At 41.9% G+C, this 25,212-nt stretch carries 22 protein-coding genes; 15 read left to right on the top strand and 7 right to left on the bottom strand.

From position 1 onward, the window contains the following. On the bottom strand, window positions 1-2,109 hold the full coding sequence (locus H6G68_RS17590) for a TIGR03032 family protein (protein ID WP_190907802.1): 2,109 nt from the start codon (window positions 2,107-2,109) through the stop codon (window positions 1-3). Between the two features lie 389 nt (window positions 2,110-2,498). Here H6G68_RS17590 and H6G68_RS17585 point away from each other — a divergent pair, with 389 nt between their 5' ends. Next, window positions 2,499-2,753, top strand: a complete 255-nt coding sequence (locus H6G68_RS17585) for a FitA-like ribbon-helix-helix domain-containing protein (RefSeq protein WP_190907801.1) — start codon at window positions 2,499-2,501, stop codon at window positions 2,751-2,753. Next, window positions 2,750-3,172 carry a type II toxin-antitoxin system VapC family toxin gene (locus H6G68_RS17580; protein ID WP_190907800.1) on the top strand — a complete coding sequence of 141 codons (423 nt, stop codon included), beginning with the start codon at window positions 2,750-2,752 and terminating at the stop codon, window positions 3,170-3,172. The genes H6G68_RS17585 and H6G68_RS17580 overlap by 4 nt, the downstream gene beginning before the upstream one ends. Window positions 3,173-3,287: 115 nt before the next feature. Here H6G68_RS17580 and H6G68_RS17575 read toward each other — a convergent pair whose 3' ends face one another. Further along, on the bottom strand, window positions 3,288-5,354 hold the full coding sequence (locus tag H6G68_RS17575; RefSeq protein WP_190907799.1) for a beta strand repeat-containing protein: 2,067 nt from the start codon (window positions 5,352-5,354) through the stop codon (window positions 3,288-3,290). 420 nt (window positions 5,355-5,774) lie between these two features. Here H6G68_RS17575 and H6G68_RS17570 point away from each other — a divergent pair, with 420 nt between their 5' ends. The 3 genes from H6G68_RS17570 to H6G68_RS27910 are packed head-to-tail and all read left to right on the top strand — an operon-like array spanning window position 5,775 to window position 6,387. Beyond that, entirely contained in the window at window positions 5,775-6,047 is a 273-nt protein-coding gene (locus H6G68_RS17570; protein WP_190907798.1) for a hypothetical protein, read from the top strand. Beyond that, on the top strand, window positions 6,044-6,274 hold the full coding sequence (locus H6G68_RS17565) for a hypothetical protein (protein ID WP_190907797.1): 231 nt from the start codon (window positions 6,044-6,046) through the stop codon (window positions 6,272-6,274). Before H6G68_RS17570 ends, H6G68_RS17565 begins: the two co-directional genes overlap by 4 nt. After that, window positions 6,238-6,387, top strand: a complete 150-nt coding sequence (locus H6G68_RS27910) for a LuxR C-terminal-related transcriptional regulator (protein ID WP_422596322.1) — start codon at window positions 6,238-6,240, stop codon at window positions 6,385-6,387. Before H6G68_RS17565 ends, H6G68_RS27910 begins: the two co-directional genes overlap by 37 nt. Before the next feature lie 296 nt (window positions 6,388-6,683). On the opposite strand, the gene H6G68_RS17555 is transcribed toward H6G68_RS27910, so the two are convergent. The 4 genes from H6G68_RS17555 to H6G68_RS17540 all read right to left on the bottom strand — a co-directional run bounded on the left by H6G68_RS17555 (window position 6,684) and on the right by H6G68_RS17540 (window position 11,619). After that, the gene (locus H6G68_RS17555) at window positions 6,684-7,082 is read right to left on the bottom strand and encodes a cupredoxin domain-containing protein (protein WP_422596320.1); all 399 of its coding nucleotides are present in this window, start codon (window positions 7,080-7,082) and stop codon (window positions 6,684-6,686) included. Between the two features lie 175 nt (window positions 7,083-7,257). Further along, window positions 7,258-10,068 carry a M16 family metallopeptidase gene (locus H6G68_RS17550; RefSeq protein ID WP_190907794.1) on the bottom strand — a complete coding sequence of 937 codons (2,811 nt, stop codon included), beginning with the start codon at window positions 10,066-10,068 and terminating at the stop codon, window positions 7,258-7,260. A gap of 376 nt (window positions 10,069-10,444) precedes the next feature. Beyond that, complete coding sequence (locus H6G68_RS17545) at window positions 10,445-10,873, bottom strand: VOC family protein (protein ID WP_190907793.1); 429 nt, start codon at window positions 10,871-10,873, stop codon at window positions 10,445-10,447. 233 nt (window positions 10,874-11,106) lie between these two features. Then, window positions 11,107-11,619: a TIGR02652 family protein gene (locus tag H6G68_RS17540; RefSeq protein WP_190907792.1), complete on the bottom strand. Its 513-nt coding sequence runs from the start codon at window positions 11,617-11,619 to the stop codon at window positions 11,107-11,109. Window positions 11,620-11,963: 344 nt separating this feature from the next. Between H6G68_RS17540 and H6G68_RS17535 the strand changes: the two genes are divergently transcribed. The 3 genes from H6G68_RS17535 to H6G68_RS17525 all read left to right on the top strand — a co-directional run bounded on the left by H6G68_RS17535 (window position 11,964) and on the right by H6G68_RS17525 (window position 14,240). Further along, window positions 11,964-12,485, top strand: a complete 522-nt coding sequence (locus H6G68_RS17535; protein WP_190907791.1) for a gamma carbonic anhydrase family protein — start codon at window positions 11,964-11,966, stop codon at window positions 12,483-12,485. A gap of 274 nt (window positions 12,486-12,759) precedes the next feature. Then, window positions 12,760-12,885 (top strand): photosystem II protein Y, encoded by a 126-nt coding sequence (locus H6G68_RS17530; protein WP_016950225.1) that lies wholly within the window; start codon window positions 12,760-12,762, stop codon window positions 12,883-12,885. A 95-nt stretch (window positions 12,886-12,980) separates the two neighbouring features. Beyond that, a complete protein-coding gene (locus tag H6G68_RS17525; protein WP_190907790.1) occupies window positions 12,981-14,240 on the top strand; it encodes a bifunctional folylpolyglutamate synthase/dihydrofolate synthase in 1,260 nt (419 codons plus the stop codon). Between the two features lie 110 nt (window positions 14,241-14,350). Here the strand turns inward: H6G68_RS17525 and H6G68_RS17520 are convergent, their stop codons facing one another. Continuing rightward, entirely contained in the window at window positions 14,351-15,649 is a 1,299-nt protein-coding gene (locus tag H6G68_RS17520; RefSeq protein WP_190907789.1) for an ABC transporter substrate-binding protein, read from the bottom strand. A gap of 143 nt (window positions 15,650-15,792) precedes the next feature. Between H6G68_RS17520 and pilM the strand changes: the two genes are divergently transcribed. From pilM to H6G68_RS17485, 7 genes are all read left to right on the top strand, one after another. Beyond that, window positions 15,793-16,932 (top strand): type IV pilus assembly protein PilM, encoded by a 1,140-nt coding sequence (gene pilM, locus H6G68_RS17515; RefSeq protein ID WP_339327871.1) that lies wholly within the window; start codon window positions 15,793-15,795, stop codon window positions 16,930-16,932. Window positions 16,933-16,936: 4 nt separating this feature from the next. Continuing rightward, entirely contained in the window at window positions 16,937-17,725 is a 789-nt protein-coding gene (locus tag H6G68_RS17510; protein WP_190907788.1) for a PilN domain-containing protein, read from the top strand. After that, the gene (locus tag H6G68_RS17505; RefSeq protein ID WP_190907787.1) at window positions 17,722-18,498 is read left to right on the top strand and encodes a pilus assembly protein PilO; all 777 of its coding nucleotides are present in this window, start codon (window positions 17,722-17,724) and stop codon (window positions 18,496-18,498) included. The genes H6G68_RS17510 and H6G68_RS17505 overlap by 4 nt, the downstream gene beginning before the upstream one ends. Window positions 18,499-18,806: 308 nt before the next feature. Then, window positions 18,807-21,230, top strand: a complete 2,424-nt coding sequence (locus tag H6G68_RS17500; RefSeq protein WP_190907786.1) for an AMIN domain-containing protein — start codon at window positions 18,807-18,809, stop codon at window positions 21,228-21,230. Between the two features lie 688 nt (window positions 21,231-21,918). Then, window positions 21,919-22,203 carry an HU family DNA-binding protein gene (locus H6G68_RS17495; RefSeq protein WP_016950232.1) on the top strand — a complete coding sequence of 95 codons (285 nt, stop codon included), beginning with the start codon at window positions 21,919-21,921 and terminating at the stop codon, window positions 22,201-22,203. Window positions 22,204-22,229: 26 nt separating this feature from the next. After that, complete coding sequence (locus H6G68_RS17490) at window positions 22,230-23,468, top strand: threonine-phosphate decarboxylase (protein ID WP_190907785.1); 1,239 nt, start codon at window positions 22,230-22,232, stop codon at window positions 23,466-23,468. Between the two features lie 165 nt (window positions 23,469-23,633). After that, window positions 23,634-25,160 carry a dihydrolipoyl dehydrogenase family protein gene (locus H6G68_RS17485; RefSeq protein ID WP_190907784.1) on the top strand — a complete coding sequence of 509 codons (1,527 nt, stop codon included), beginning with the start codon at window positions 23,634-23,636 and terminating at the stop codon, window positions 25,158-25,160. Window positions 25,161-25,212: the final 52 nt, after the last annotated feature.

Genomic DNA, 25,212 nt, shown 5'->3' with positions numbered 1-25,212 from the left:
TTAGTTTTCTCTTGATTCAAGTGTAGGGTTAATCAACTTACTCGTTTGTCGCACTTCCCCTACCCCAGTTAAATAGGGTGTCAGGTGTCGTTCGACAAACTGCAACAAACGCGGATAACGGTAAGAAACCGAACCCGTGAGGTAGGGAACACCACTGTTAACTTGACGATGAATCGCTTCAGCTAACAGCGAAACCCCTCGCCCCCGCTTCTCAAATGCTTCCGCAATTGAAATAGTGGTGTAGCGAATTGTGTCAGGTGCTACCCGATGGGTTAACACCCAACCAATTACCTCCCCCCGATAGCGCAATCCCAAGCTATTTAGGGGTTCTAAGCGGTGTGCCTCGACATTAGGCGGCAGGGATAAACCGGCATCTAACCAAGGAAACACCTCAAAGGCTGGAGGTAGGGGATACTTGTTTAACCAAGGTGCTTGGGCAATTTTTTCTGTGGCGGTTTTGCCTAGCACCAAGTTAATTTGGGGTGGTTGCCAATGTAGCTTTTGCAGTAGCGGTTCTAAAGCGACATTGGTGAGTGTACTGGTTGAATAGCTGAGGATGATTTCAACACATCCCTGTTGGGCTAATTCTCGTTCTAAATAGGCGAGTAACTTTGTGCCAATTCCTTGATTACGGTATTCGGGTAAGACGAATAGGGAGATGATTTCGGCTTGTTGTGGGTTTAAGCGTTCGCTGATGGCAAAGCCGACTATTGCACCGTCTAGGGAAGCAGAAAGCCCAGTTAATTCGCCTTGGGGCGGTTGAGTTTGCCAGCGTTTTTGCAGGCTGGGATAGGTGAGGTGATTGTAGGTGAGGGCATTGCTAGTATTCAGGTGATACACCCGTTGGTAACGGACGGTTTGACCTAACCCCCCCTGCCCCCCTTCCCTAGTAGGGAAGGGGGGAGTAATACTCCCCTCTGCTTGTAGGGTTTGAGATGAGATATCCCTATTACTCCCCTCTCCTTGCAGGAGAGGGGCTGGGGGTGAGGTCGGTAAACCAGCAACAGGTGGAGTTGCGCCCTTACTGGGACGCTTGGCGGTGGGTTTGGTGGTGACAATGCCGCCACTGTTGGGAAATGTAACTAGACGCTGTATTTCTTCTTCTTGTAAGCCAATGAGTTGGGGTTGTCGGACTCCGGGCAGAACTACGACATCAAATAGTTCTTCAATGACGCTCTGAAAATATAGCCAGTGCAGGGGTTCACCTGTTTGTAAGTCAATTACGATTAACCCAGATTGGGGACGATTTCCCTCGGACATGAGGCGTTTTTCTAGGGTTAAGCCGGTGAAACTCTGGGAACGTAATTGAGATAGTCCCACAAAGGCGAAGTTTTGCCAAAAGGCTAATCCACGCACAAATCCAGGGCAGAAGGTGATGGGATGGAATTTATGATCTTGGATGTAGCCAAATTCCCCTGTGCCAGAATTGAGTAACCATAATTTCCCCTGATACCAACGGGGAGAATGGGGCATGGATAAGCCTGTGGCGATGATTTCATTTTGGGCAACGTCGATGACAACTCCGCCATTGAGGCGATGATTCCGCCACCCGGCGGCTGTATCTGTGGTACTACAGGCGGTGACATAAGCGGGTTTGCCTTCTACCATTGCTAACCCATTCAGATGACAACGATCTTCGGCGACGAGTTTGGAAATAAAGGGCGGTTGCCATAAGGGGACAAAGTTGTAGTCTGGGCTGAGGGTGGCTAAACAACTAAAGTCGGTATTGACAAAAATTACTTTTCCGGAGTTGTCTAATACTATTTCATGGGCGTTGACATCACCTGTGGTGTAAGCAGTGCGGGGGACATAGAGACGATCTGTTTCCTGTGATTTTTCCCCACTATCCAGAAGATTATGGAAATCCCAGATTTGGTAACGGGTGGTCATGTAGAGACGATTTGCGGCTACACATAATCCCATTGGTTTGTCGAATAGTCTTTCGTGTAGTTTCAGTCTGCCGTTAGCTTGGCCACTGACGAAAAAAAGGCGGTTAGTTTGGTAGGTGGTAAAGGCTAGACTGAGGTTTTGCTGTTCCAACCAAGAGGCGAAATCCTGGGAAGCGGTAATTTGTAAGGAAGGGGTGGAATCTGCTGATGTTATTGACATTAATTGGTATATGTTTTGTTTTTATTGAATAAGTATTAATGCTCATACAAAAAATTCCCAGATTGGCGCGGTAATGCCTTTGAGGGGAAGTTAGCTACAACTGAAACTTGGTTAATTGCTTGATTTAATGATGTGTGTCAGTCATTGTACTTCGATAGTTATGGCGATCGCATCGGACATTGATCTAGTTTTTGACTAGGATCATGATCCTATATAAGTAGAAATTATGAATGGGAATCAACGAATAAATTCGCCCGCGCCTTACCCCCCATGTCTAAAGCAAGTGGCCTCCACAGCGCGAGGATTTGTTGATATTAGGTGATTTCTGGTATTATCAAGAACGGATATCCCACAGTTAACGTCTTTCTCTGTAGCCATAGTGAGGCAATATGACAACACAGGTTGTACTAGGAAATATTAATCCTGCTGTATTAGAAAAATTACAGGGTTTAGCTCAAAGACATAATCGCAGTTTAGAAGATGAAGTCAAGGCAATTCTAGAAAATTTTGTAGAAGCTGAATTAGTAAATCAAGACTTAGCGAAAGCACAAGCGTGGGCGAAAATAGATACTGCACGTCAGCGTTATTTAGGTAAAACTTTTAGTGACAGTGTTGAACTTTTGCGTGAGGATCGAAACCGTTGAGTAAATTTGTAGTCGATGCGAATGTAGGGATTAAATGGGTACTACCGGAAATCCATTCAGAAGCAGCATTGCGTTTAAATAAACCAAATTATCAATTATTAGTTCCTGATTTCTTTTTCCCAGAGATTGGGAATATTTTCTGGAAGCGTGTACGTCGGGGAGAAATGAGTTTAGATGATGCTCAAAATGATTTAGAATCACTTTTAGAATTACCTTTACAAATCTGCTTATCTTCTCCTTTAATGCCAATGGCTTTGGAAATTGCCGTAAGAGTTCAGCAGGCTGTTTATGATTGTGTATATCTAGCTTTAGCGGTGAATAATGATTGTCAAATGGTAACGGCTGATGAAAGATTTTATAATGCAGTATCTAACGATAAACTATTTAGTCATTTGTGTTGGATAGAAGATTTACCATAAATACAGCAGTTTCCAGTATTCTGAGGTACAAATATGTGCTGCACACACACAAATCTGCACCTGTGTGAGTCCAAAGACACAAATCACAGATGCAGAATTGACACATCAATGTGAATTACACAACAGCAAAATTACTCAAATTGCCACTGTAACCAGTAATCTCAATAATTGAATCTGTAGCCGCAGAGAAACCAGCAATACCGTCATTGAGTGCCACAAATGTCTGTTGACTTGCACCACTACCCAAAGTGAAAGTAGCTGCACCATTAACTGCAAAAACACTGGTAGTTAACACCGCTTGAATATCTGCTTCAGTCAGGGTGCTAACTGTACCTCCCTGAAACACATTTTGCTTAGAAACAGCATTTAGCCCATCAAGCCTATCTACACTCATCTGGAAGTCGGTGATCTTATCGTAACCACTTAATAAAGAATCACTCAAAGCTACATAGCCGAAGGTATCTGAACTATTCCCGCCTGTGAGGACATCTGCACCTACACCACCAACCAGGAGATCGCCACCAGTACCACCATCGAGAGTGTCATTACCAGTTAAGCCATAGAGTTCATCATTACCAACACCACCAAACAGGTTATCGCCACCAGCAGTACCAGTTAATAAATCTTTGCCACTACCACCAATAATTACTTGAGTTGAGACAACTGCATTGTTAACCACTTTGATAACGTTACCACCAGCGTCGTAAGTGTAATTACTGCTTAAATCAGCTGTACCATCGTTGTTATTATCAACGCTTTCAGTGATTAATCGGCCGTTAGCATCGTAAGTGTAAGAGAAGTTTTGTTCAATTGAACCGTTATTACCTTGGTCGTAGGTTTTGCCTGTTAACTTACCATTAGCATCGTAGCTGTAGCTATAAACATCGTCTGTTGTGCCATCACCATTGGTGTCCAGGTTCTGGGTAATTAGATTGCCGTTAGCATCGTAGCTGTAGTTGATGATGGAGTCGAATGTACCATCGTTGTTGCTATCGGTGCTTTCCGAAGCTATTTGTCCGTTAGCATCATAGATGTAGCTAATTTTGCTGTCTATAGTACCGTCGTTGTTGTTATCAATGAGTTCTGCGCTTAGTTGCCCAGTTACCACGTCGTACTCATAAGTGACAACTTTATCAGTAGTACCGTCAGTATTGTTGTCAAATAAAGCTGAAGTGATGTTGTAAGTATTTGTGTATGAAGTGGTGAAATCTATCGTACCGTCACCATCAAAGTCCGCTATCTCTGAAATCTGGTTGCCATTGGCATCGTATGTGTAGCTGAAGATCCGATTTGCCGTACCGTCAGCATCAAAGTCAAGGCTCGCGGAAGTTTGGTTGCCATTGGCATCGTAGGTGTACGTGTATATGGAATCTACCGTACCGTCAGCACCAATGTCAATGCTCTCGGAAGTTAGGTTGCCATTGGCATCATAATCATAGGTCAAAGTATTTCCCTGATCTAGTATACCGTCACCGTCAGTATCGAAATCATTGATTTGTGAAGTCAGATTGCCATTAGCATCGTAGGTGTAGGTGAATAGATCGTTTACTGTACCATCATTATTATTATCAATGCCTTGTGAAGTCAGATTGCCATTAGCATCGTAGGTGTAGGTGCGTAGATTGTCTACTGTACCATCATTATTATTATCAATGCTTTGTGAAGTCAGATTGCCATTAGCATCGTAGGTGTAGGTGAATAGAGTTTCTACTGTACCATCATTATTCTCATCAATGCTTTTTGAAGTCAGATTGCCATTAGCATCATAAATGTTGTTGATAGTTCTTGACTCAAGAATTAGATTTCCTATTATGGAACCTTTTAGAAAAACTGATTGACCTGTGGAATTACCATGCTGATCGAAGGTTTCATTAAAAACAAAATAATCTATGATTCCATCTCCATCTATATCTTCTTCCGCGAAAGCTTGATTAATCTCAGAAATTTGACCATTTGCGTAGTAGTTAAAACCTAGTACATAATCAGTGCCAACCCCAGAAAAAGACCGATCAACTTCGACCGATGTCAGCCCGCTATTGTACTGGATGGTTTGATCCGCAATGCCATCGCCGTTGGTGTCAATGCTTGCACCGCTTAATAAGCCATTGATGTAGCTGTAGGTGGTAGAACCAATGACTTGTGTAGTGGTGGTAATGTAGCTGGTGGTGGTGTTGTTAGGCATAAAGATAAATCTCCTAGAACAGTTACTTTCGATTGAGGAATTAACGCGACTTGACTAGGTGCAGCAAATCAAATTGCCCAAAAAAAGGTACTTAGTTACCTATACCCATGCATTTTTATTGCTGAAGTCGAAATTAGAAACTAAGTTTGTTGAAAAGCTGCTGGGTTTGTGTTGTCTAAGTAATTCTACAAGGGTAGTTCTGTTCACCGCATCGGACATTGATCTAGTTTTTGACTAGGATCATGATCCTATATAACTATTAATTATCAATGAGAATAAACGCATAAATTCGTCTACGCCTTACCCCCATGTCTAAAACCAGCGGCCTCCACTGCGCTAGGATTTTGGTGATATTAGGCAATTTTCGGTATTATTAAAGGATAGAAATCCTAAATAAGTATTGAAAAAAGGACTAAAAACGTGCAAGCTATTCTTTTAAGCAGTGAAGAAGTTGGCAAACGTGCCAAGGAACTATACGAAAATGGTATTCGTGAACAAGTGGAAACAGAAGAAAATATCGGTAAGATGGTAATTATTGATATAGAAACTGGTGAATATGCAGTTGATAAAACAGGTAGAGAATCAGCCCATTATCTCAGAAATAAAAACAGATTTGCTCGACTTTTTGGTATTCGCATCGGCTACAAAGTTGCTGTTTCTTTCTGTGGTGATATGGAGCGTGATATTAGATGATTTCTGGTATTATCAAAAACGGATATCCCACAGTTAACGTTATATTTCGTCTGCCAAATCAACCAGATTTTACTATTGAATTTGTAATTGATACAGGTTTTACAGGTGATCTTTGTTTACCATCAGCCGCAGTCACTTTAATGGGTTTACCTTTTCTATATGAACTACCTGCAAATTTAGCTAATAATAGTTGGGTAGATATACCAATACATGCGCCCAAAAGTTGAAAATCAGTCCTTCTACTATTAGACATCATGTGACACAGGTATTGAATAGATTAGGAGTAACGAACCGCACTGAAGCTGCAACCACAGCAGTGCGAGTTGGAAGCTTTCAATAATAGATAAGTTCCCATCTTCCATCTGAATGATTAATTAGGGTTTGCTGTTCGCGTAGCGTGCCGTAGGCATAAAAGTCTTTTCGTGAGGGCTAGGAGTCAGGAGTCAGGAGTCAGAAGTCAGGAGGAAGAATCAGAAGCAGCTAAGAATAGTCTCGAAGAAAGGAAAAGTGATAGCGTAAGCGCTGACTTGTCAGTTCGGTTTTTGATGGGTTGAATGTCTATTCCTTGCACCATTCTCGCCTTTCATATTCCTAAATCCCTTGATTTATCTAGGTTTTCGTTTTATTCAGCAAGCCCTAATTAACCACAATTTCGCCAACCATACCCGCTTCTGTGTGTCCGGCTATGGTACAACGTAAACCATATTTACCCGGTTTGAGTGGTACAAATACCCATTCAGCTTCCGCACCAGGTTTTAATTCTAATTCGTGAATAACGCCTTTAATCTCGACATTTCCTGCTTCAACTTTTTGTGTCCAAATGGCATCAGCAAAATCTTTACTCGTAAAATAATGTTTTACAGGACTAGGATTATTTAAGTGGAGATTATAACGTTTACCTACCTGGAATTCTAAATTATTTGGTTCAAATATAAGTTCACCAGCGGCATTACCCAAACTGACTTTAATTTCTGTAGCTGGTTGTTTGAGGATATCACCAGATAAATTTGCTGCTCTTGCTGGAGTTGCACCCATGAGGCTGATACAAACTAGGAATGTCAATAAACAAAAGACTGAATATAGATGTTTGGAAATTTTTGTCAGCAAACTACTCATTTCTTGCCTTATCTATCAGTAACACCTATTACCATTATCCATTATCTAAGCATATTTCTGATGATCAGTCCTCAATCCCTAGTTCCCAATCACCTCATCTCTGCTCTGCCATAATTGCTGAACCTGCTGTTACTACCACTATTTTATCAGGGTGGATTAACTCACGGGCTGCTTGATTAACTTCAGCCTGGGTAACTTTCTGGATTTTTTGGACAAAAGACTGCAATTCTATTGTGTCTAGTCCATATACCTCGTTCATAACAATCGTATCTGTTAATTCTTCTGGTTTAGCGAGGGAAATATGATAGTTACTAATCAGGGTGCGTTGAGCGTTTTCTACTTCTAGTTGAGTCACACCTTGCTGATGTAGTTGCTTGAGAAGTTTACGAGTACTAGCGATCGCTTTATTAGTATCTTCTGGATTGGTTTGCATTTCAATCAAAAACGTCCCCGCATTCTTTCCAGTTTGGAAGTTGCTGTAAATTCCGTAAGTCAAACCCAAGCGATCGCGCACTTCTGCTCCCAGTCTACTAGATAAGGTGTCACCTCCCAAAATTTGATTCAACACTAAAGCTTGATAAAACCTAGCATCTTCCCGTTTAATACTTGTATAACCCATATATGTCACCGCTTGGGCTTTACCAGGAAGAAACGGATTAACACGCATTCCTTGATCCCGAATTACCACTTGCGGATATTGTAATGTTGGTGGATTTCCGCTCACGTGCCAATCACCAAACTGAGTTTCGATGAGCGAACGCACTTTCTCGAAATCAAAATCTCCCACCAGTGCTAATATTGTCGTATCTGGGCGATAATGTCGAGACTTGAAAGCAATCACATCATCACGTGTAATTTTCTGTAGACTTTCTTTAGTGGCAAAACTATGTAAAGGATGATTAGGCGGATAAATAGATTGTATGAAAGTTCTGTTAGCCACTTCATCAGGATCATCCAATTCCACATCAACCCGACTTAAAGCTTGTTGACGAGTTAGTTCTAAATCCCCAGCATTAAATGTACTATTTTTCAGAACATCAGCCAAAGTCCCCAGCAAAATCGGGAAATCCTCAGCTAAACTCTTACCCTGAATTCGCACACCTTGACGCTGCGCTGTAAAATCCAGACTTGCACCCCTTGCTGCTAAAACTTTGGCAATATCTAAAGTATCTTTCGTTTTCGTGCCATTCATCAAGTTATCTGCTACCAAAGCCGCTAATCCAGCTTTGTCATGTGGATCAAATTCTTTCCCAGCTTTGATATAGCCACTCAAAGTCACCGTCGGACTACTTTGATCTGGTAATAATAATACCTGCAAACCATTGACAAAAGTCAACTTCTGTGGAAGTTTTTGGTTCGATATAATCTGAGTCGCAGTATTTTCAGAAGGTAAATACTTCCTCACCTCAGAAGCAGTCAGAGAAACTCCAGAAGTCAAATTTTCCTGAGTAGCTAGGGAATCATTTTGATGATTAACTGCTTTTGAAGACTTTTGATCTGGCTCAAAAAATCCCACAGTTCCCATTTCTGACTTCAGATATTTGTCAATCACAGCTACAATATCTGCCGCTTTTACCTTGCGGACATTTTCCAAATAGCGTTCTGTATAACGATAATCACCAGATGTTAGCTCATCATTAGCCAATTGCATCGCTTGACTAGTGATATCACGACTATTTAAAATTACGGAAGCTATTAATTGAGTTTTAGCGCCTTCAACTTGTTCCTGTGTCACCCCGGTTTTTGCGAAATTAGCAATTGCGCTTTTGATCACTCCATCAATTTTTGACAAATCCTGATTTGCAGGAACAGTCACCAAAACATGATACCAACCAGATTGCCGCAAAGTCACTACACGAGCCGAAACATCAGTAGCTAAACCTGATTCTACCAAGACTTTATACAAATAAGAACTTTTTCCCCCAGTCAAAATATAGTCCATCACACCCAGCAGAGGTATATCCGGGTGAGTTAAATCTGGAACTGGATAAATCAATTGTAACAGTTTGCCTACGCCCGGTTCTCGCAAGACAATGGGAGATGAAGGGGAGCGGTGCGGAAGTGGAGAAGTAGAGAAGTGGGAAGACTTTTGACTTTTGGGAATTTTACCAAAAACCTCTTTTACAGTTTCCAAAGTTGGTTGAGTTTGAAAATCTCCTACAATCGTCAACACCGCGTGATCAGGATTGTAGAATTTTTGGTAATACTCCCGCACCTGCTCAATAGTTAATTTTTCCACATCAGCTTGAGTACCACCAGTAGGTAAACCATAAGCATGATCAGGAAAAACGGACTGCATCACAGCACGTCTAATACGGTATGCTGGACTATTCTCATAACCTTGTAACTCAGAAATAACTACTCGCTTCTCACTCGCTAATTGCTTGTTATCAAGCTGTAAATTTTGCATTCTGTCAGCTTCCAGCACCAGCAGCGCGTTGAGTTTGTTTCGTTCCGCAGTATTGTAATATGCAGTTTGATCGTAGCTAGTAAAAGCGTTGGAGTCACTACCTAAAGCACTAAATAATTGTCCAAATTGAATAGGACGATTTTTCGTACCTTTAAACATCATGTGTTCCAATTGGTGAGCAACACCATTTACTCCAGGTTCTTCATTACCTGAACCAACTTTATACCAAACTTGCACCGTTACAACTGGGGCATTATGTACTTCCTTTGTTAAGACAGTGAGACCATTTTCCAGCACTGTCTTCTGAATATTTTTTGTCAAGGTGAGATTATTTGTCTTTTTACCTACGAAAATTTGCTGAGAATGTTCCCCGTTTGCTCTGACTAATTTTTGGCTAACTGAAGAAGTATGTTTCCACAAAAATGCTGCAATTATCGATATTATGAACAATAATAGGGGAACACGATATCTATGGAAGACCGAAATAACAAACATATAGTTTTTAGATATAAGTAAATAAGACTACACCTTTTTTACCTATACATCTGTGGTTTAAACTTTCTGGAAAATTAGCGACTAAAAATTCAGAAAAAAAATTCAGTTACTCCCTTCCCGCAGTAAGATTACATATCTTCTTCCTTCTTCCTTCTTCCTTTCTTTCTTCGCGTCCTTTGCTTCGCAACGCTACCGCGAACGCGTCTTTGCGGTTCATTACATCCGTATTCTTTTACTGAGAAGGCAGTAACAGTGAAAAACTGTTAACATCCAGTTCAGATAAACACTTGTAATTAAGACTGACACGAAGATAGGGGGACGCAGGGAGTTTTGAACTATAACTAATTAAGCGAACTGAATCTAGCTGATAATTAATTTAACCCAGCTTTGACAAAAACCGGATCAACTCCAAAGGTAAACCATCAGCATCAGCGATAAAAGCGACTTCCAAAATGCGATCGCCTATTTGCTGTTGTGTCGGTTCTAAAAGGATTTTCAAAGGCTGTAAATCACTAACTATAGCTATTCGCGCCTTTAAATTTTCCAACCAATCATGCAAATCCGGCGTAATTTCAGTTAAATCAAAGGAAAGATGATAATAGCCCACATAATGCTCATCTGCAAAAGCATCAGGGGCTGGTTTTGGCTGGGGAATTTGGATTAATTCAATGCGGCTATCCAATCCTTCCATCCAACAAGCTAAAGTATATCCTGTAGTGAAGCGATCGCCAACCGTAAATCCTAACTGCTCATAAAAAGCGATCGCATGGTGAATATTCCCAGTCCGAATAGAAACGTGATGCATAATTCAGTAGTGAGTAGTGAGTACCGAGTAGCGAGTAAAAAGATACTTTAGTAGAATCCATAACTAAGTAATGTTCCTTGTAGACAAGTAGATGAAGACCTGTGAATAAGAGCAACTACTAATTATTATCATTCATTACTCACCACTCACCACTCACCACTTAGTACTCAGTACTCAGTACTCAGTACTCGGCACTCGGTACTCGGTACTCAGTACTCGGTACTCCACATTCCTTACTCAAACAGCCGAAAATAAGGATAACGCACCGGCACACCTAGCTCCTTGTCCAAATCAAAATTAATCACTTCCCAGCAAGGTTCATCAGCAGTATCTGGACTAAACTCAACTGGTAAGCCATATAAACGAGCAGAAGCACCTTCTGGTTGTCCAGCACGCCAAGGACTACTGCGTTCTAGATAGCCAGTCATCAACTCCTCATAACGTCGGGCAATAATCACCTTTGTAGCACGATAGCCTTGGGTATATAGCTTATCTAACGCTTCGTGAATTTCAAACCGAATGCCATCAGGATGAGTATGTTGTCGATACCATTCTCCATCCCATCTGCGCCAATGACGACCCGACTGGAGATGTACCAACTCCCCAGTTTTCGGATCTGCTTCAAAAGCGCCATGACGCGTACAAAGATAGGTGTCAGTCAGTGTCAGCGCGGGAATAGTCTGGCGACAATGGGGACACTGTATTTCAGGGCCAAATATTGGGTACTGCAAGCCTGGATTCATCATGAAGTGCGTACAAACATAGTTTTCTCTTCACCAGCACCATTGAGTTTAATTTTACACTTCGGCTCCGCTACTTTTAGTTACTTGCTCACTGTTCCACACAATCAGGGGGTTACTGCCTGAGCAAACTAGTAAAACACGACGAAAAGAAAGCTACTATTAAAAATTATTAAAAAGCTTGTGTAATCTGCTTTTTTAATTTTTAATTTTTAGTTTTTAATTCCGCCAACCGGTACTAGTGCCTTCCTCAGCCTAGAGGCTAAACGGCTGTGATATCCTGGTTGTGCAACCAGCCTCAAAAGTTGGAGTTTTTCCAGTGTTCCTGGGTACCATATCAATATTCTATCGTGTCTACTGTTTCCTACTGGACATCTCCCGATTTTTCTCAAGCTGCTTTTATCGCCACCAACGCCGTTGTTGTCGGCTCAGTCAGCATTGCAGCCAAAGTAAGCATTTGGTATGGAGCCGTTGTTAGAGGGGATGTAGAACGCATTGAAATTGGCGAATGCACAAACATTCAAGATGGAGCCATTCTACATGGTGATCCTGGTTGTCCCACAATATTAGAAGATCATGTCACCGTCGGACATCGTGCTGTGGTACATTCTGCCCATATCGAATCTGGGAGTTTAATTGGTATAGGCGCAATAATTTTAGGTGGAGTTAGAGTTGGTACGGGTAGCATCATTGGTGCTGGTGCAGTTGTCACCAAAGACATACCACCCTTTTCCCTAGTCGTAGGCATCCCCGCTAAAATCGTCCGTCAACTCACAGATACCGAAGCAGCAGAACTCATCGAACACGCCGAAAAGTACCATAAATTAGCCCTAGTTCACGCCGGTAAAGGGACTGATATTGGTTTTAGTTAGGTGACTGGGGAGGGAGAGACGCGGTGACGCGGAGAGCGGGAGACGCGGTGACAATTAAGAATAATTTAATTACCTTTTCCCCAATCACCAATCACCAATCACCAATCACCAATCACCAATGACCAATCACCAATCACCAATCACCAATCACCAATCACCAATGACTTAACTATTCTTTACACTTAAGGTTGGAAAAATACCCCACTTAAGCTAAAAATAAAAATTGAGAACTGTTGACAAAACTTTAAATTCTAATTAACAGAGGGCTTCTAATATGGACATCGATACCCGTGTAGTAATTGTTTTAGCACCAGTAGTGATTGCTGCTAGTTGGGCTGTGTTTAATATCGGTGCTGCGGCTTTAAGACAAGTGCAAAACTTTTTAAACAAAGAAGCCTAATCAAGGGAACAGGGAACAGGGAACAGGGAACAGGGAACAGAAAAATATATACTGTCACCTGTCACCTGTCACCTGTCACCTGTCACCTGTCACCTATGGTTGTAAGCATCGACTCTTTACTCCAACCCTTTCAACACTTTGGTGTCAATCTGGGACTATCCCGCATTGTCGAATTATTGGCAAATCTCGGAAATCCTCATCACCAAGTTCCTGTAATTCATGTTGCTGGCACTAACGGCAAAGGTTCTGTTTGTGCTTATCTTTCCTCAGTACTTACTGAAGCTGGTTATCGCACAGGACGCTACACTTCCCCTCATTTAGTTGATTGGACAGAACGTATTTGTATTAACGAACAACCAATCGAACAAAGTGAATTGTGCGAATTAATACTAAAAATTAAAGCTGCTATTGACTTTGAAGAAGAATCACCAACACAGTTTGAAGTAATTACCGCAGCAGCTTGGTTATATTTTGCACAACAAAAAGTTGATGTGGCAGTGGTAGAAGTCGGATTAGGTGGGCGTTTAGATGCAACTAATGTCTGTTCTCAACCTTTGGTGACGGTAATTACTTCCATCAGTCGGGAACACTGGCAGCAATTAGGCCCCACTGTTAGAGATATTGCCAGAGAAAAAGCTGGGATTCTCAAACCGGGATGTCCTGTAGTAGTAGGTCAATTGCCAGCAGAGGCAGAAACAGTCGTGCGATCGCTTACCGTTGTATTACAATGCCCTCTAGTCACTCCTCAGCCAGGATTTCCCATAGCTACAGATTGGGCAGAATATCAAAAAATTCAAAGTGCAGGATTAATAAAATATCCTCTTCCATTAAAGGGACAAATTCAACTAACTAATTCAGCTTTGGCTTTAGCAGCTTTGGAAATATTGCAACAAAAAGGTTGGCAAATTTCTGAAACAGCCATAGTCAACGGTATGGAAAAAACTAAATGGCCAGGCCGAATGCAATGGATTACCTGGAAAGACCATAAACTATTAATTGATGGCGCACACAATCCAGCCGCCGCCGAAGTTTTACGTCATTATGTAGATAGTCTCAATACTCAAAATATAACTTGGGTAATGGGAATGCTGGCTACTAAAGATCATGCTGATATTTTTCAAGCACTCCTCAAAAGAGGAGATAAATTATATTTAGTACCAGTTCCCGATAGTAATTCCGCCAATCTTGATCACTTAACAAAATTAGCCCTGGAAACTTGCCCAGATTTAGGTTTTTGCAGCACCTATCCAGATGTATTCTCAGCTTTAGATGCTGCATTCACCTCTACAGATAACTTAGTAGTTTTATCCGGTTCTCTCTATTTACTTGGTCATTTTTTAGGGAATAGGGAATAGGAAACAGGGAACAGGGAACAGGGAACAGGGAACAGGGAACAGGGAACAGATATATTTAAAATTCAAAAACTTCTGCCTTCTGCCTCCTGCCTCCTGCCTCCTGCCTTCAATTACCGATTATCCCATTGTTGTGCTGCATCTTCTACAGCTTTATCCACCGTTTTTTCACCCAACATTGCAGCTTGGAGATTTTCATAAATCGCCTTTTGCAAGAGTTTGAAATCTTTGATTTTTGGGGTTAAAACCTCAGCTTGTTGCATTTGTTGGGCGCTGATAATACGCCCTTTTTCCACAGTTGAGGCATTATTGGGAACTTCTTTAAAATAGCTGTCAGCAAGTGATTTGATTGTTGAAGGTAAAACATTAGCCGCTTTAGCAAAAGCTAGTTGATTTTCATCATTAGTAACAAATAAAGCAAATTTAACCGCTGCGTCAGGGTATTTAGTGGCGCGGGGAATGACTATGTTCATGACAGCGACGTTTTTCTTACCTGTATCACCTGTAATTTGGGGTGCTATAGCTGAAGCTTGAGCAATTTTTGGCGCATTATTAGATATCGTCTTCAGAAATTCAGGCCCAGAAGCTAAAAACGCAGTTTCCCCAGATTGGTATAAATCAATTGCATGACGGTGTCCTTGTGTCAATGATTCTTTAGGTAGTAATCCTTTCTTATACAAATCTACCCAGTACTGAAAAGCAGCTTTTCCCTGTGGTGAATTAAACCCGGCTTTACCCTCAGCATTGATTAAGGTAACTCCCATTTGCACAAATGATTCCAATACTTCACCCGAATCTTGGGGGACAAAAGTGGCAAAAAATGCGTATTTACCCGTTTTATCTTTGATTTGTTGTGCCGCTTGCGCTATTTCTGCATAAGTTGCAGGTGGTTTCTTGATACCTGCTTGTTTTAATAAATCAGTGTTATAAATAGTTAACCTCGTGGTGAGATACCAAGGAATCCCAAAAGTCTTACTATTGAGGGTACTAGCTTGCCAAATATTGGGCAAATAGGAGGAACGAACCTCTTTTGGGACTTTTGCATCCAAATCTAACCACGCATTTCGTCCTGCAAGTTGGGAGGCAAAATCTGGATTAAGGTTGACAACATCTGGTGGCGTTTTTGCGGAGACAGCTGTTAAAATCTTGTTCTCCATCGCTGACCAAGGCACATCCACCCATTTGACTTTGATACTGGGGTTTTGCGATTCAAAAGTCGCAATGAGGCTTTGGAAGTAGTTGGTAAATTGAGGTTGGAGTTGCATAGTCCAAAACTCAATAGTTGCTGCTTCAGAAGCAGCTGGTTTTGTAGCTGTATTAACATTACTTGTACTACAACTTACTACCCAACTGCTAAGTAAGCCAATTAATGCCCAAACAGTCATTTGTTGGAATTTTCGTAATTGAATCATCGTGTTAATATTTTTACGATTGAAAAGGGTGAAAAGCTTATGCAGAAATGTCGAGATTATAGGCTATATAGATTACTTAGTACTAAATTAGTTTTGAACAGGATTTAAATTTTTCATTTAGCAATGTAGCAGGTAAGACTGTCGTGAAAGTCCTCAATAGTCTCAGTAGTTTCAGTAATATCGTCAACGTCGGTAATCTCTTTGGTAAATCTAATAGAGGGATTGGCATTGAGCTTGCACCAGAACGAATGAACATAGTTCAGCTACGCAAGCAACGTCAAGGCTTAAAAATAGAGTCGTTAACAACAGTACCAGTCCCAGAAGGAATAATTACCGACGGTCAAATTAATGATTCCCCAAGAATGGCGGAACTCATTCAGCAAACAATGGCTGAAAATAAAATCAAAGCTTCTCGCGTTGCTACTTGTGTCCCAGGGCGAGATGCTATTGTACGTGTTATCCCTGTGCCAGCAGAATTGGATAACAAAGAGTTACGGGAGATGGTACTCAACCATGAAGCAGCTTTGTATTTGCCCTATCCAAGAGAGGAGGCTGATGTAGATTACCAGAAACTTGGGTACTTTGTAGATGAAGATGGAATTGAAAAAGTACAGGTGCTTTTGGTTGCCACTCGTAAGGAGGTAACTAATACCTATATTAGTACGTTTGCAGAAGCAGGATTAAAAATCGATGTTTTAGAAATTAACAGTTTTGCACTCATTCGGACTATTCGTGATCAGTTGAGACTATTTGGTCCTCAAGAAGCAGCAGTGTTAGTTGATATTGAGTTTGACAGTACGGAAATTGCCATCATTATCAATGGTGTACCGCAATTTTCGCGCACCGTACCAATAGGCACATATCAGCTACAATCGGCTCTATCCAGAGCAATGAATTTACCCACATCACGAGATATGGATATGTTGATGGGAATGACTATTCCGGCAACTTCTAATGATGCTATAAAAAGCGGAACTACTGGGATTAATCCGGGAATGGCTCCCATGCTGAAAGTGCTGGGGGAATTATCAGACGAACTGCGCCGTTCTATCGATTTTTACATCAATCAAAGTGAAGGTTTAGAAGTAGCGCAGATTTTACTAGCTGGAACAGGGGGGGGACTCCAACAGCTAGATGAGTTCTTTACCCAACGGTTAGGTTTCCCCACTACCCAAATAGATCCAATCAGGGATTTGTCTTTGGAAGTAGAAGCCGAAAAATACCCATCAGTGCAACGCCCAGGCTTGGGAATAGTACTTGGTCTAGGAATGCGGGAGGTTTAACAAAATGTATAGTCTGGATATTAATTTTCTCAAAGACCGCTTACCTGTTGATAGCGACCCGGTAAAACCCAAACCACCACAAATAGGAGATTTAAGGCCAGTGTATTTGGGACTGGGAGTGGGTTTGTGTTTGCCGGCGTTGGCATTCTGTAGCTTATGGTTTTTGCAAATGAAAACCGCTGAGTTAGAGCAACTCATAGGAAAACTGGATCAAGAAAATAAGGAGTTAGATGGAAAAATAGCCAATATTAACAAAATCAAGGCTGAAACAACAGGTATTAAAGTGCAAACACAAGCTTTAGTAACTGTGTTTGATCAGATTCGTCCTTGGTCAGCCATGTTGCAAGATTTGCGCGATCGCATTCCCAAAAATGTCCAAATTGACAATATCAAGCAAATCGCCCCTGTTATTCAAACCCAAGCTACCCCAGGAAAACCCCCTAGCAATCCAGCTGGAGGCTTAGAAATTAATGGCTATGCTCGCTCTTTTCGGGATGTTAACGACTTCGTACTGAGTCTGGGACAGTCCAAGTTCGTCAATGCCTCAGAAAGTAAAATTAGTACAGCAGAGTTAATCGATGCACCTCCAGAAACAGGTGCTATTCAACCTGATGGTCAATCTAATGAAAGTAGTGTGAAAATTAAACCAATTCAAGTGGTTAAATACACAATTAAGGCTGGTCTGAGTACCACACCAGCATCTGAATTAATTCGTGAGTTAGAACAAAAAGGCACAGTCGGATTAGTGACTAGACTTCGTAGTATCCAAAAAACAGGAGTCATTTCAAAATGACGCTGAGTGATGATTTAAGTTTTTCACAACACGCTAACGGATTCGATGATGCCCCATCATCCAACCTCGTTGTTTTTGGTGTAACTTTAACAGCACCAATCATTGGCGGTATAGTCGGAGGTATAGGGTTTCTTGCAGCTGGTTACATGATACTTAACATGGTCATGCCCGCTTGGGATACCTATCAGCAGCAACAAACAAAAAGTCAGGAACTTCAAGGACAAGTTGACCAAAAGAGACGCCAAGCTCAACAAATTGACACAGTGCTGGCAGAGTTAGCTCAAGCCAAGCAGCAACAAGTTCAAGTTTTAGCTTTATTTGCTAACGAAAAAAGTTTGTCCACGTTGCTGATGGATACCAGTCGTTTAGTAGATGCTAGCAATGGTAAATTTACCGCCAATTCTGTCAGAGCCACACTGAAAAAATTTGTACCATCAGGAGATAAACCAGAAATAATTACTGATGATAGCTTAGGAGCCGAAGTCAACAATAAGCTCAAACGCAGCAAGATCAAGGTAGAAATTGAAGGCACTTTTGAACAAACGCAGTCAATTATGCGTAATGTCGAGCGTTTACAGCCTTTGTTGCTAGTCAAAAACTATGACTCAAAATTAGTTCCCCCAGAAATACAAAACTCAGAGGAAAACAAGAAAGTAGTGCAGATTGGCCCAGGAAAACTGGCAACTTCCTTTGATTTAGAGGCCTTGATGCCATTGACTCCAGAGGAAGCAGCAGAAGTAGCTGCCGCTTCAGCACCACCAGCCCAGAAGTAACAATTACCAAGTTCTGAGTGCTGATTTGTAACTTAAATGCAAATCCAATGTACGACAAGTTTAATTACAGATGATTGGTTAAATAACCTTGATCAACTGCGTACATCAGAACTGATGAAAAAGAGATTAGAGGCTAGTACCGCAGTGAATTCCAAATAGAGCCTACTGCTTCCATACAGGATACAAAATTCAAAATTTAAAAAGTTTATAGTATGAGCTTTTTACGTATTTTGAATAGTAGTTTTATTTCTGCCACGCTGTACTAGTAGACATACAAACAAGGTTTTATTTAATGTGAGGAATGAACTGTGAAACAGGTTCATAGTAATGTTTTAATATCAAGTGTGACTTCTTGTGTACTTTTGGCAACACAACCAGTGTTAGCACAAACAAGTCAAATTACTGACGTGCGACTAAATCCCGCAGATGGGGGAATTAGTGTAATTTTAAAGACTTCTTCCGGTGACAGACCCCAGGTTTTCACTACTAAAAGAGATAAATCTTTAGTTGCAGATATCATCAATACCCAACTGCGTTTACCCCAAGGTAAGAGTTTCCGGCAAGAAAACCCCGCACCGGGAATTGCATCTGTAGAAGTTAATCAGTTAGATGCCAATAGTGTACGGGTGACAGTAACTGGTAGCGATAATGTCCCTACTAGTAAGCCCATAGTGCGACAAGATAACAGTCTTACTCTGGGCTTTACACAATCCACGGACGCGGCAGCAGCAGTACCCGGAACACCCAGTACAAACACCACAGCACCAGCACCCACAACACTTGCTAATACTCCTGTCGAGTCTGGCAAAAAACCGGATGTATTAGTGCCTAACCCAGAAATCACAATTGATGGTAAACCATCACAACCAGCCGGTCTCAATCAACCTTACAATCAAGCTCCACCTTTCCTACCCAGAGCAGTTGCTCCTCCAGTGGGAGATATTACCCAAGCTAACATCGATACTTCTCCCACTACTATTGATTTAGGCACTCAAGAACGGGTTCCGCGTTTAGTGTTACGAGATGCACCAGTCAGGGAAGTCTTATCACTGCTGGCTCGTGCAGCTGGTCTTAACTTAGCTTATGTAGGTAGCGAAGCAGGAGGAGCGCAACCTGCTGGGGGTCAGCAAGGTCAGCCTGGTGCAGCTGCTGGGAATGAAAAGACAATTTCCCTAGATATAGAAAACGAGCCAGTGCAAGATGTATTTAATTACGTTTTGCGCTTGAGTGGTTTAGAAGCGAACCGCAGTGGCAGGACAATTTTTGTCGGCACTAAACTGCCTAATTCCACCCGTGATAATGTCATGCGTAGCCTGCGATTGAATCAGGTCACGGTGGGAGTCGCTTTGAACTTTTTAGTGGCTTTAGGTGCAGAAAGTGCTGTCAGCCGTGAAAGACAAGTTACTAGTGTAAATGCTGTGCCTGTGGGTACTGGAGTAGCACCCATTACCCAAACTCAAACAACGACGGAAACAAGAGTTGAAACTCAACGCATTAATTATACAGACTCAACACCTTTACTGAGGGGTTTACAGGCATTAGGAGACGAGCGCACCAATTCCATTACTTTGATTGGTTCTCCTAAAATGGTTGAGATGGCAACAACTCAATTAACTCAACTTGATATCCGTCGTCGTCAAGTGGTGGTTAATGTCAAGATTATTGATGTTAACCTATCTGGAGAGCAACTTTACAATACCAGCTTTTCTTTTGGGATTGGTAATAATTACTTCTCTGTTGATGGTGGTGCAGCCAGTCTAAATTTTGGTGGTTCCAGGCCTCCTACTAGCACTGAAGCAAGAAACAGTGTAACTAGCACACCTACTGCCATTAATCCACTTAGTGGCGCTAATATTTTTAATGACACAAGTGCATTAAATCCCCGTGCTGGGATACAAACTGACCCTACGAGACCAGGTCTAACAGAATTTACCCCAGCCGTTCCTGGAACAACTACAACGTCGATTGTCCCGACTGCCATTGATCCTGTTACTGGGGACCCTACTCAGTTTGGTTTTCAAACTACGGTAACTCCTGGTACTCCTGCTGAGTACACATACGAGCTACCAACGTTGTACCAATTCCCCAAACGTCTTTTAGCTAGTTTGCAAGCTCAGGTTACAAGTGGCAATGCTAAAATTTTGACCGATCCAAGCTTAATTGTTCAAGAAGGTCAAACGGCTAATGTCAAACTTACTCAGGAAGTAGTAGGAAACATCAAGAACGAAATCACTCGTGGTGATGGTGCTACTACACAAACCATAACAGCAGAAAAAACAGATGTGGGTTTGACCCTGGCTGTAAAAGTAGATCGCATTGACGATAACGGTTTTGTTTCCTTATCAGTTGCACCTGTAGTTAAAGCACCTCAGGCACCCGCAGACATTAACGTTGGTACAGGCTCTCAAACAATCTTCTTGGTATCTGAACGCTCCCTTAATTCAGGCACAATTCGTCTGCGAGATGGTCAAACATTAATTCTTTCTGGTATTATTCAAGACCAAGATCGATCTACTATCACCAAGATTCCTATTTTGGGTGATATTCCCTTCATTGGTTCCCTGTTTAGAAGATCAAACAGAACCAATGAACGTAGAGAGGTAATTGTGTTGCTCACACCACAGGTGATGGATGACTCTGAACGTTCCAGCTATGGTTATAACTACACTCCTAGTCCACAGGTGCGGCAAATCCTTGAGCGTCGGGGTTTGAAGGTTCCCGGTAGAGAGTAGGCTGTACAGATAGCCGGCTTATGCAAAAAAGTTGGGTATCACAGGTCATAAATACCTCCGATAAAGTAGAGACGTTCCATGGAACGTCTCTACAAGGGTCAGATTGACCGTGTTAGCCTGTGGACTAGATAGTGCCGACACTTCTAGGAGGTCAGTGAGCGCAGTGGTCAGTGAGCCTGTCGAACTGTCGAACTGAAGAAGCAGGAAGAAAAAGCTGGCTATTGTTAGCATTAGTTAGCTTTTTTGTATCGGTTGTAGATAACGCATATTTAAATTCGGTCGATTGCTCTTTTAGCCTTCTTTCTCCAGAGCAGTTCTCACTGCATTGTGAAGACGATCCTTAAAACATTAGTACCATTTTAATTCTAAGGAAAAAAATAACTTTTATCTCCAGTTCTGAGTCACCAGTAAGTATTTATTCCTAAAAAGAGGGTGTTTCGAGTACAACAATGACCCAAAAAACACAAAAAATCCTGAAATCTATATAAATTAATGCTTTCATCTGTTCACTTCGGGCTACAACGCCTTAGAATGATTCATTGAAAAGTCGCGCCAATCAGATTTACAGAGATTTTGAGTGTAAATACTCTTAAGGAACGATTTTTGTAATTCTGCAAACAGAGATTTCCGTAAAGATGCGACAAAGTGCATCCTAAAAGAATCTCCAGTAAACCTCAAGGAGTTTGATATGAACAAGGGCGAATTAGTTGATGCAGTGGCAGAAAAGGCTAGTGTCACCAAAAAACAAGCTGATGCTGTTTTAAGTGCTGCCATAGAAACAATCATTGAAGCGGTTTCCTCTGGTGATAAAGTCACCTTGGTAGGATTTGGCTCTTTTGAATCACGGGAACGCAAAGCTCGTGAAGGCCGCAACCCCAAAACCAATGAAAAAATGGAAATCCCAGCTACTAAGGTTCCCGCCTTCTCTGCTGGGAAACTCTTTAGAGAAAGAGTAGCACCCCCAAAAGAGTAAGTTCTGTTCTAGGAAATCTTTTTTTGATGCAACAACAAGCACACGGGGGGAATTTAGCTTGGGCAGCAGCACTGGCTGGCTGTCCCCCTGATGCTATTGTGGATTTTTCTGCCAGCATCAGCCCGTTGGGACCACCAAACAGCGTTATTGCTGCGATTGTGTCCCAATTAGGTAATCTTAGGCACTATCCAGACCCAGATTATAGTGAACTAAAACTAGCTCTGGGTCATTTCCATCAAATACCTTCTGAGTGGATTCTGCCGGGCAATGGTTCCGCAGAATTACTCACTTTATTAGGTAGGGAATTAGCACAATTATCCGCCACAATTTTAATTACTCCAGCCTTTGGCGACTATTACCGCACTCTAGCGGCTTACAACGCTAAAGTCCTGGAGTTTCCGATTGATTTGAAAACAGAGAAAAGGGAACAGGGACAAGAGGACACGGAGACACGGGGACGCTCTTACACGGAGATATGGAGATATGGGAAAAGAAGACACGGGGATAGGGGGAAAGAGTTGACTGTCAGAAGACAATCTCTCTTTCTCACCGCGTCTCTCCATCACCGCGTCACCGCGTCCTCTTCTTCCCCATCTCCGTGTCTCCCCTTCTCCCCACCGCCCAATTGCGGTTTATTGCTGAATAACCCCCACAACCCGACGGGAAAGTTATTTACACGGGATTCTATTTTGCCTTATCTGGAAGAGTTTGCTTTGGTGGTGGTAGATGAGGCATTTATGGATTTTCTGCCCCCTGATGAAGAACAAAGCCTGATTGGATTGGTGCAGGAATATGAAAATTTAGTAATATTGCGATCGCTTACCAAATTTTACAGTCTCCCTGGGTTAAGACTAGGATATGCGATCGCTCACCCTCACCGTCTCGCTAAATGGCAATCATGGCGAGATCCCTGGCCTGTCAACACCCTAGCCGCCGCCGCCGCAATTGCAGCCCTCCAAGATACAGAATTTCAAGAACACACCTGGAAATGGCTACCACCCGCCCGAAATCAACTATTTCAAGGTCTAGCCTCAATTCCCGGATTACAACCCCTAGAAGGCGCTGCTAACTACTTACTGGTAGAGTCTCAACAATCTACCTCCCAGTTACAAGCACAATTACTCCAGCAGTACCAGATTTTAATTCGAGATTGTCTTAGTTTTAAAGAATTGGGCGATCGCTTTTTCCGAGTTGCTGTCCGTTCTGAATCAGATAACCAACGATTACTAACAGCCCTTAAATCAGTTTTGAGTGCTGAGTCTTGAGAGATGGGTGATGGGGAGATGGGGAAGAAGAGGACGCGGTGAGAAAGAGAGATTGTCTTCTGACAGTCAACTCTTTCCCCCTATCCCCGTGTCTTCTTTTCCCATATCTCCGTGTCCCCGCGTCCCCGTGTCTCCGTGTCCTCTTGTCCCTATTCCCTGTTCCCGATGAATATTGATTACGATATCGTCATTATTGGCGGTAGTCTTGCCGGATACCAAGCCGCCTTAGCTGCAACTCAACTAAACGCTACAGTGGCCTTAGTACAGCCTCAAGTCAACTATGACTTGAATTATCATCATGCACTCAGCGAACTTGCTAAAAAAGCGCAGCGTTCCCTTGATTTAGTAAATCTGGGGATTTTTGCCCCGCAGGTGAATACGGCATCAGATAATTATTTCAACAGCGTAAACAATCCTACTACAGTAGGATTAACCGAAAAATCACCATCAGCAATGTCTAATTTCGGTTCTTCTAAAGCTGTGAAAGAGGCAATGTTATATGCTCGTGGTGTGACTGCAAATCTTTCACATATCAATTCCCTCGCTAATTTAGCAGCCCAAGGGGTGGATATGATCTTTGACAGTGGTCAATTCCAATCTTCTCCCAAATGGGGTTTTGCGGTTAAAGACCGAATTTTACGCGGACGGACATATTTGCTTGCTTGCGGTTCACGTCCAGCAATTCCAGAAATTGAAGGACTACAAGCCACTGGCTACCTAACCCTAGCTAATATTTGGCAATCTTTAGATCAATCCAACCCCCCAAAAAATTGGGTAATTATTGGTGGTTTACCTCAAAGCATTGAAATTGCCCAGACTTTAGCAAGATTGGGTGGCAACGTCATTTTAATAGTTAAACATCGCTATATTCTGTCTCATCTTGATCCAGAAATAGCTCAATTACTACTTGCACAGTTAGAAGTTGATGGTGTGCGTGTTATCACCCAAACAGTAGTAACTCAAGTACTGAAAATTGAAGATAAAAAATGGGTTCAAGCTGGAGATATAGCCATTGAAACTGATGAAATTTTAGTCGCAACAGGGCAACAGCCAAATCTAGAATCTCTCAATTTAGCAGCAGCAGGTGTAAAATTTTATCCCCACCGCTTGGTAGTCAATGAAAAACTACAAACCACCAATCACAGAATTTACGCTTGTGGTGATGTTATTGGTGGCTATGATATTGCCAATCTGGCTAATTATGAAGCCAACATAGCGCTGAAAAATGCTCTATTTTTTCCTAACCTTGCAGTTAATTATCGGTCTATTCCTTGGGGAATATCTTCTCAGCCAATGGTAACACAAATTGGTTTAACAGAAACCCAAGCTAAACGCCAATATGGTAAAAATGAAGTTTTAGTTTTAAAACAATATTTTAAAACATCAGCAGCAGCCCAAATAAAAGGCGAAATTACTGGTATTTGTAAATTAATTGTCCGAGATAATGGAGAAATTTTAGGATGTTCTATATTAGGAGAGGAAGCAGCCGAGTTAATTAATCTAATTGCGTTGGCAATATCACAAAATATTCAAGTTAAGCATTTAGCAAATTTGGCTCCTGTTTATCCCAGCTTCTCGGAAATATTGGTAGAAACTGCAAGGGAATGGGGTAAGCAAAGACTTCATAAAAATTACGCTTTACAAGAGTTTTTGCAGAGCTTTTTCTATTTTCGCCGCAATTGGAATTTATAGTATTTTTTAACGCAGAGGAACGCAAAGTACGCGCAGAGGAACGCGGAGGGTT

The sequence above is a fragment of the Anabaena catenula FACHB-362 genome (genome assembly GCF_014698735.1).
Taxonomy (GTDB): Bacteria; Cyanobacteriota; Cyanobacteriia; order Cyanobacteriales; family Nostocaceae; genus Anabaena; species Anabaena variabilis_A.
Note: the sequence above shows the minus strand (reverse complement) of the source record. Positions and strands in the feature narration are given on the sequence as shown.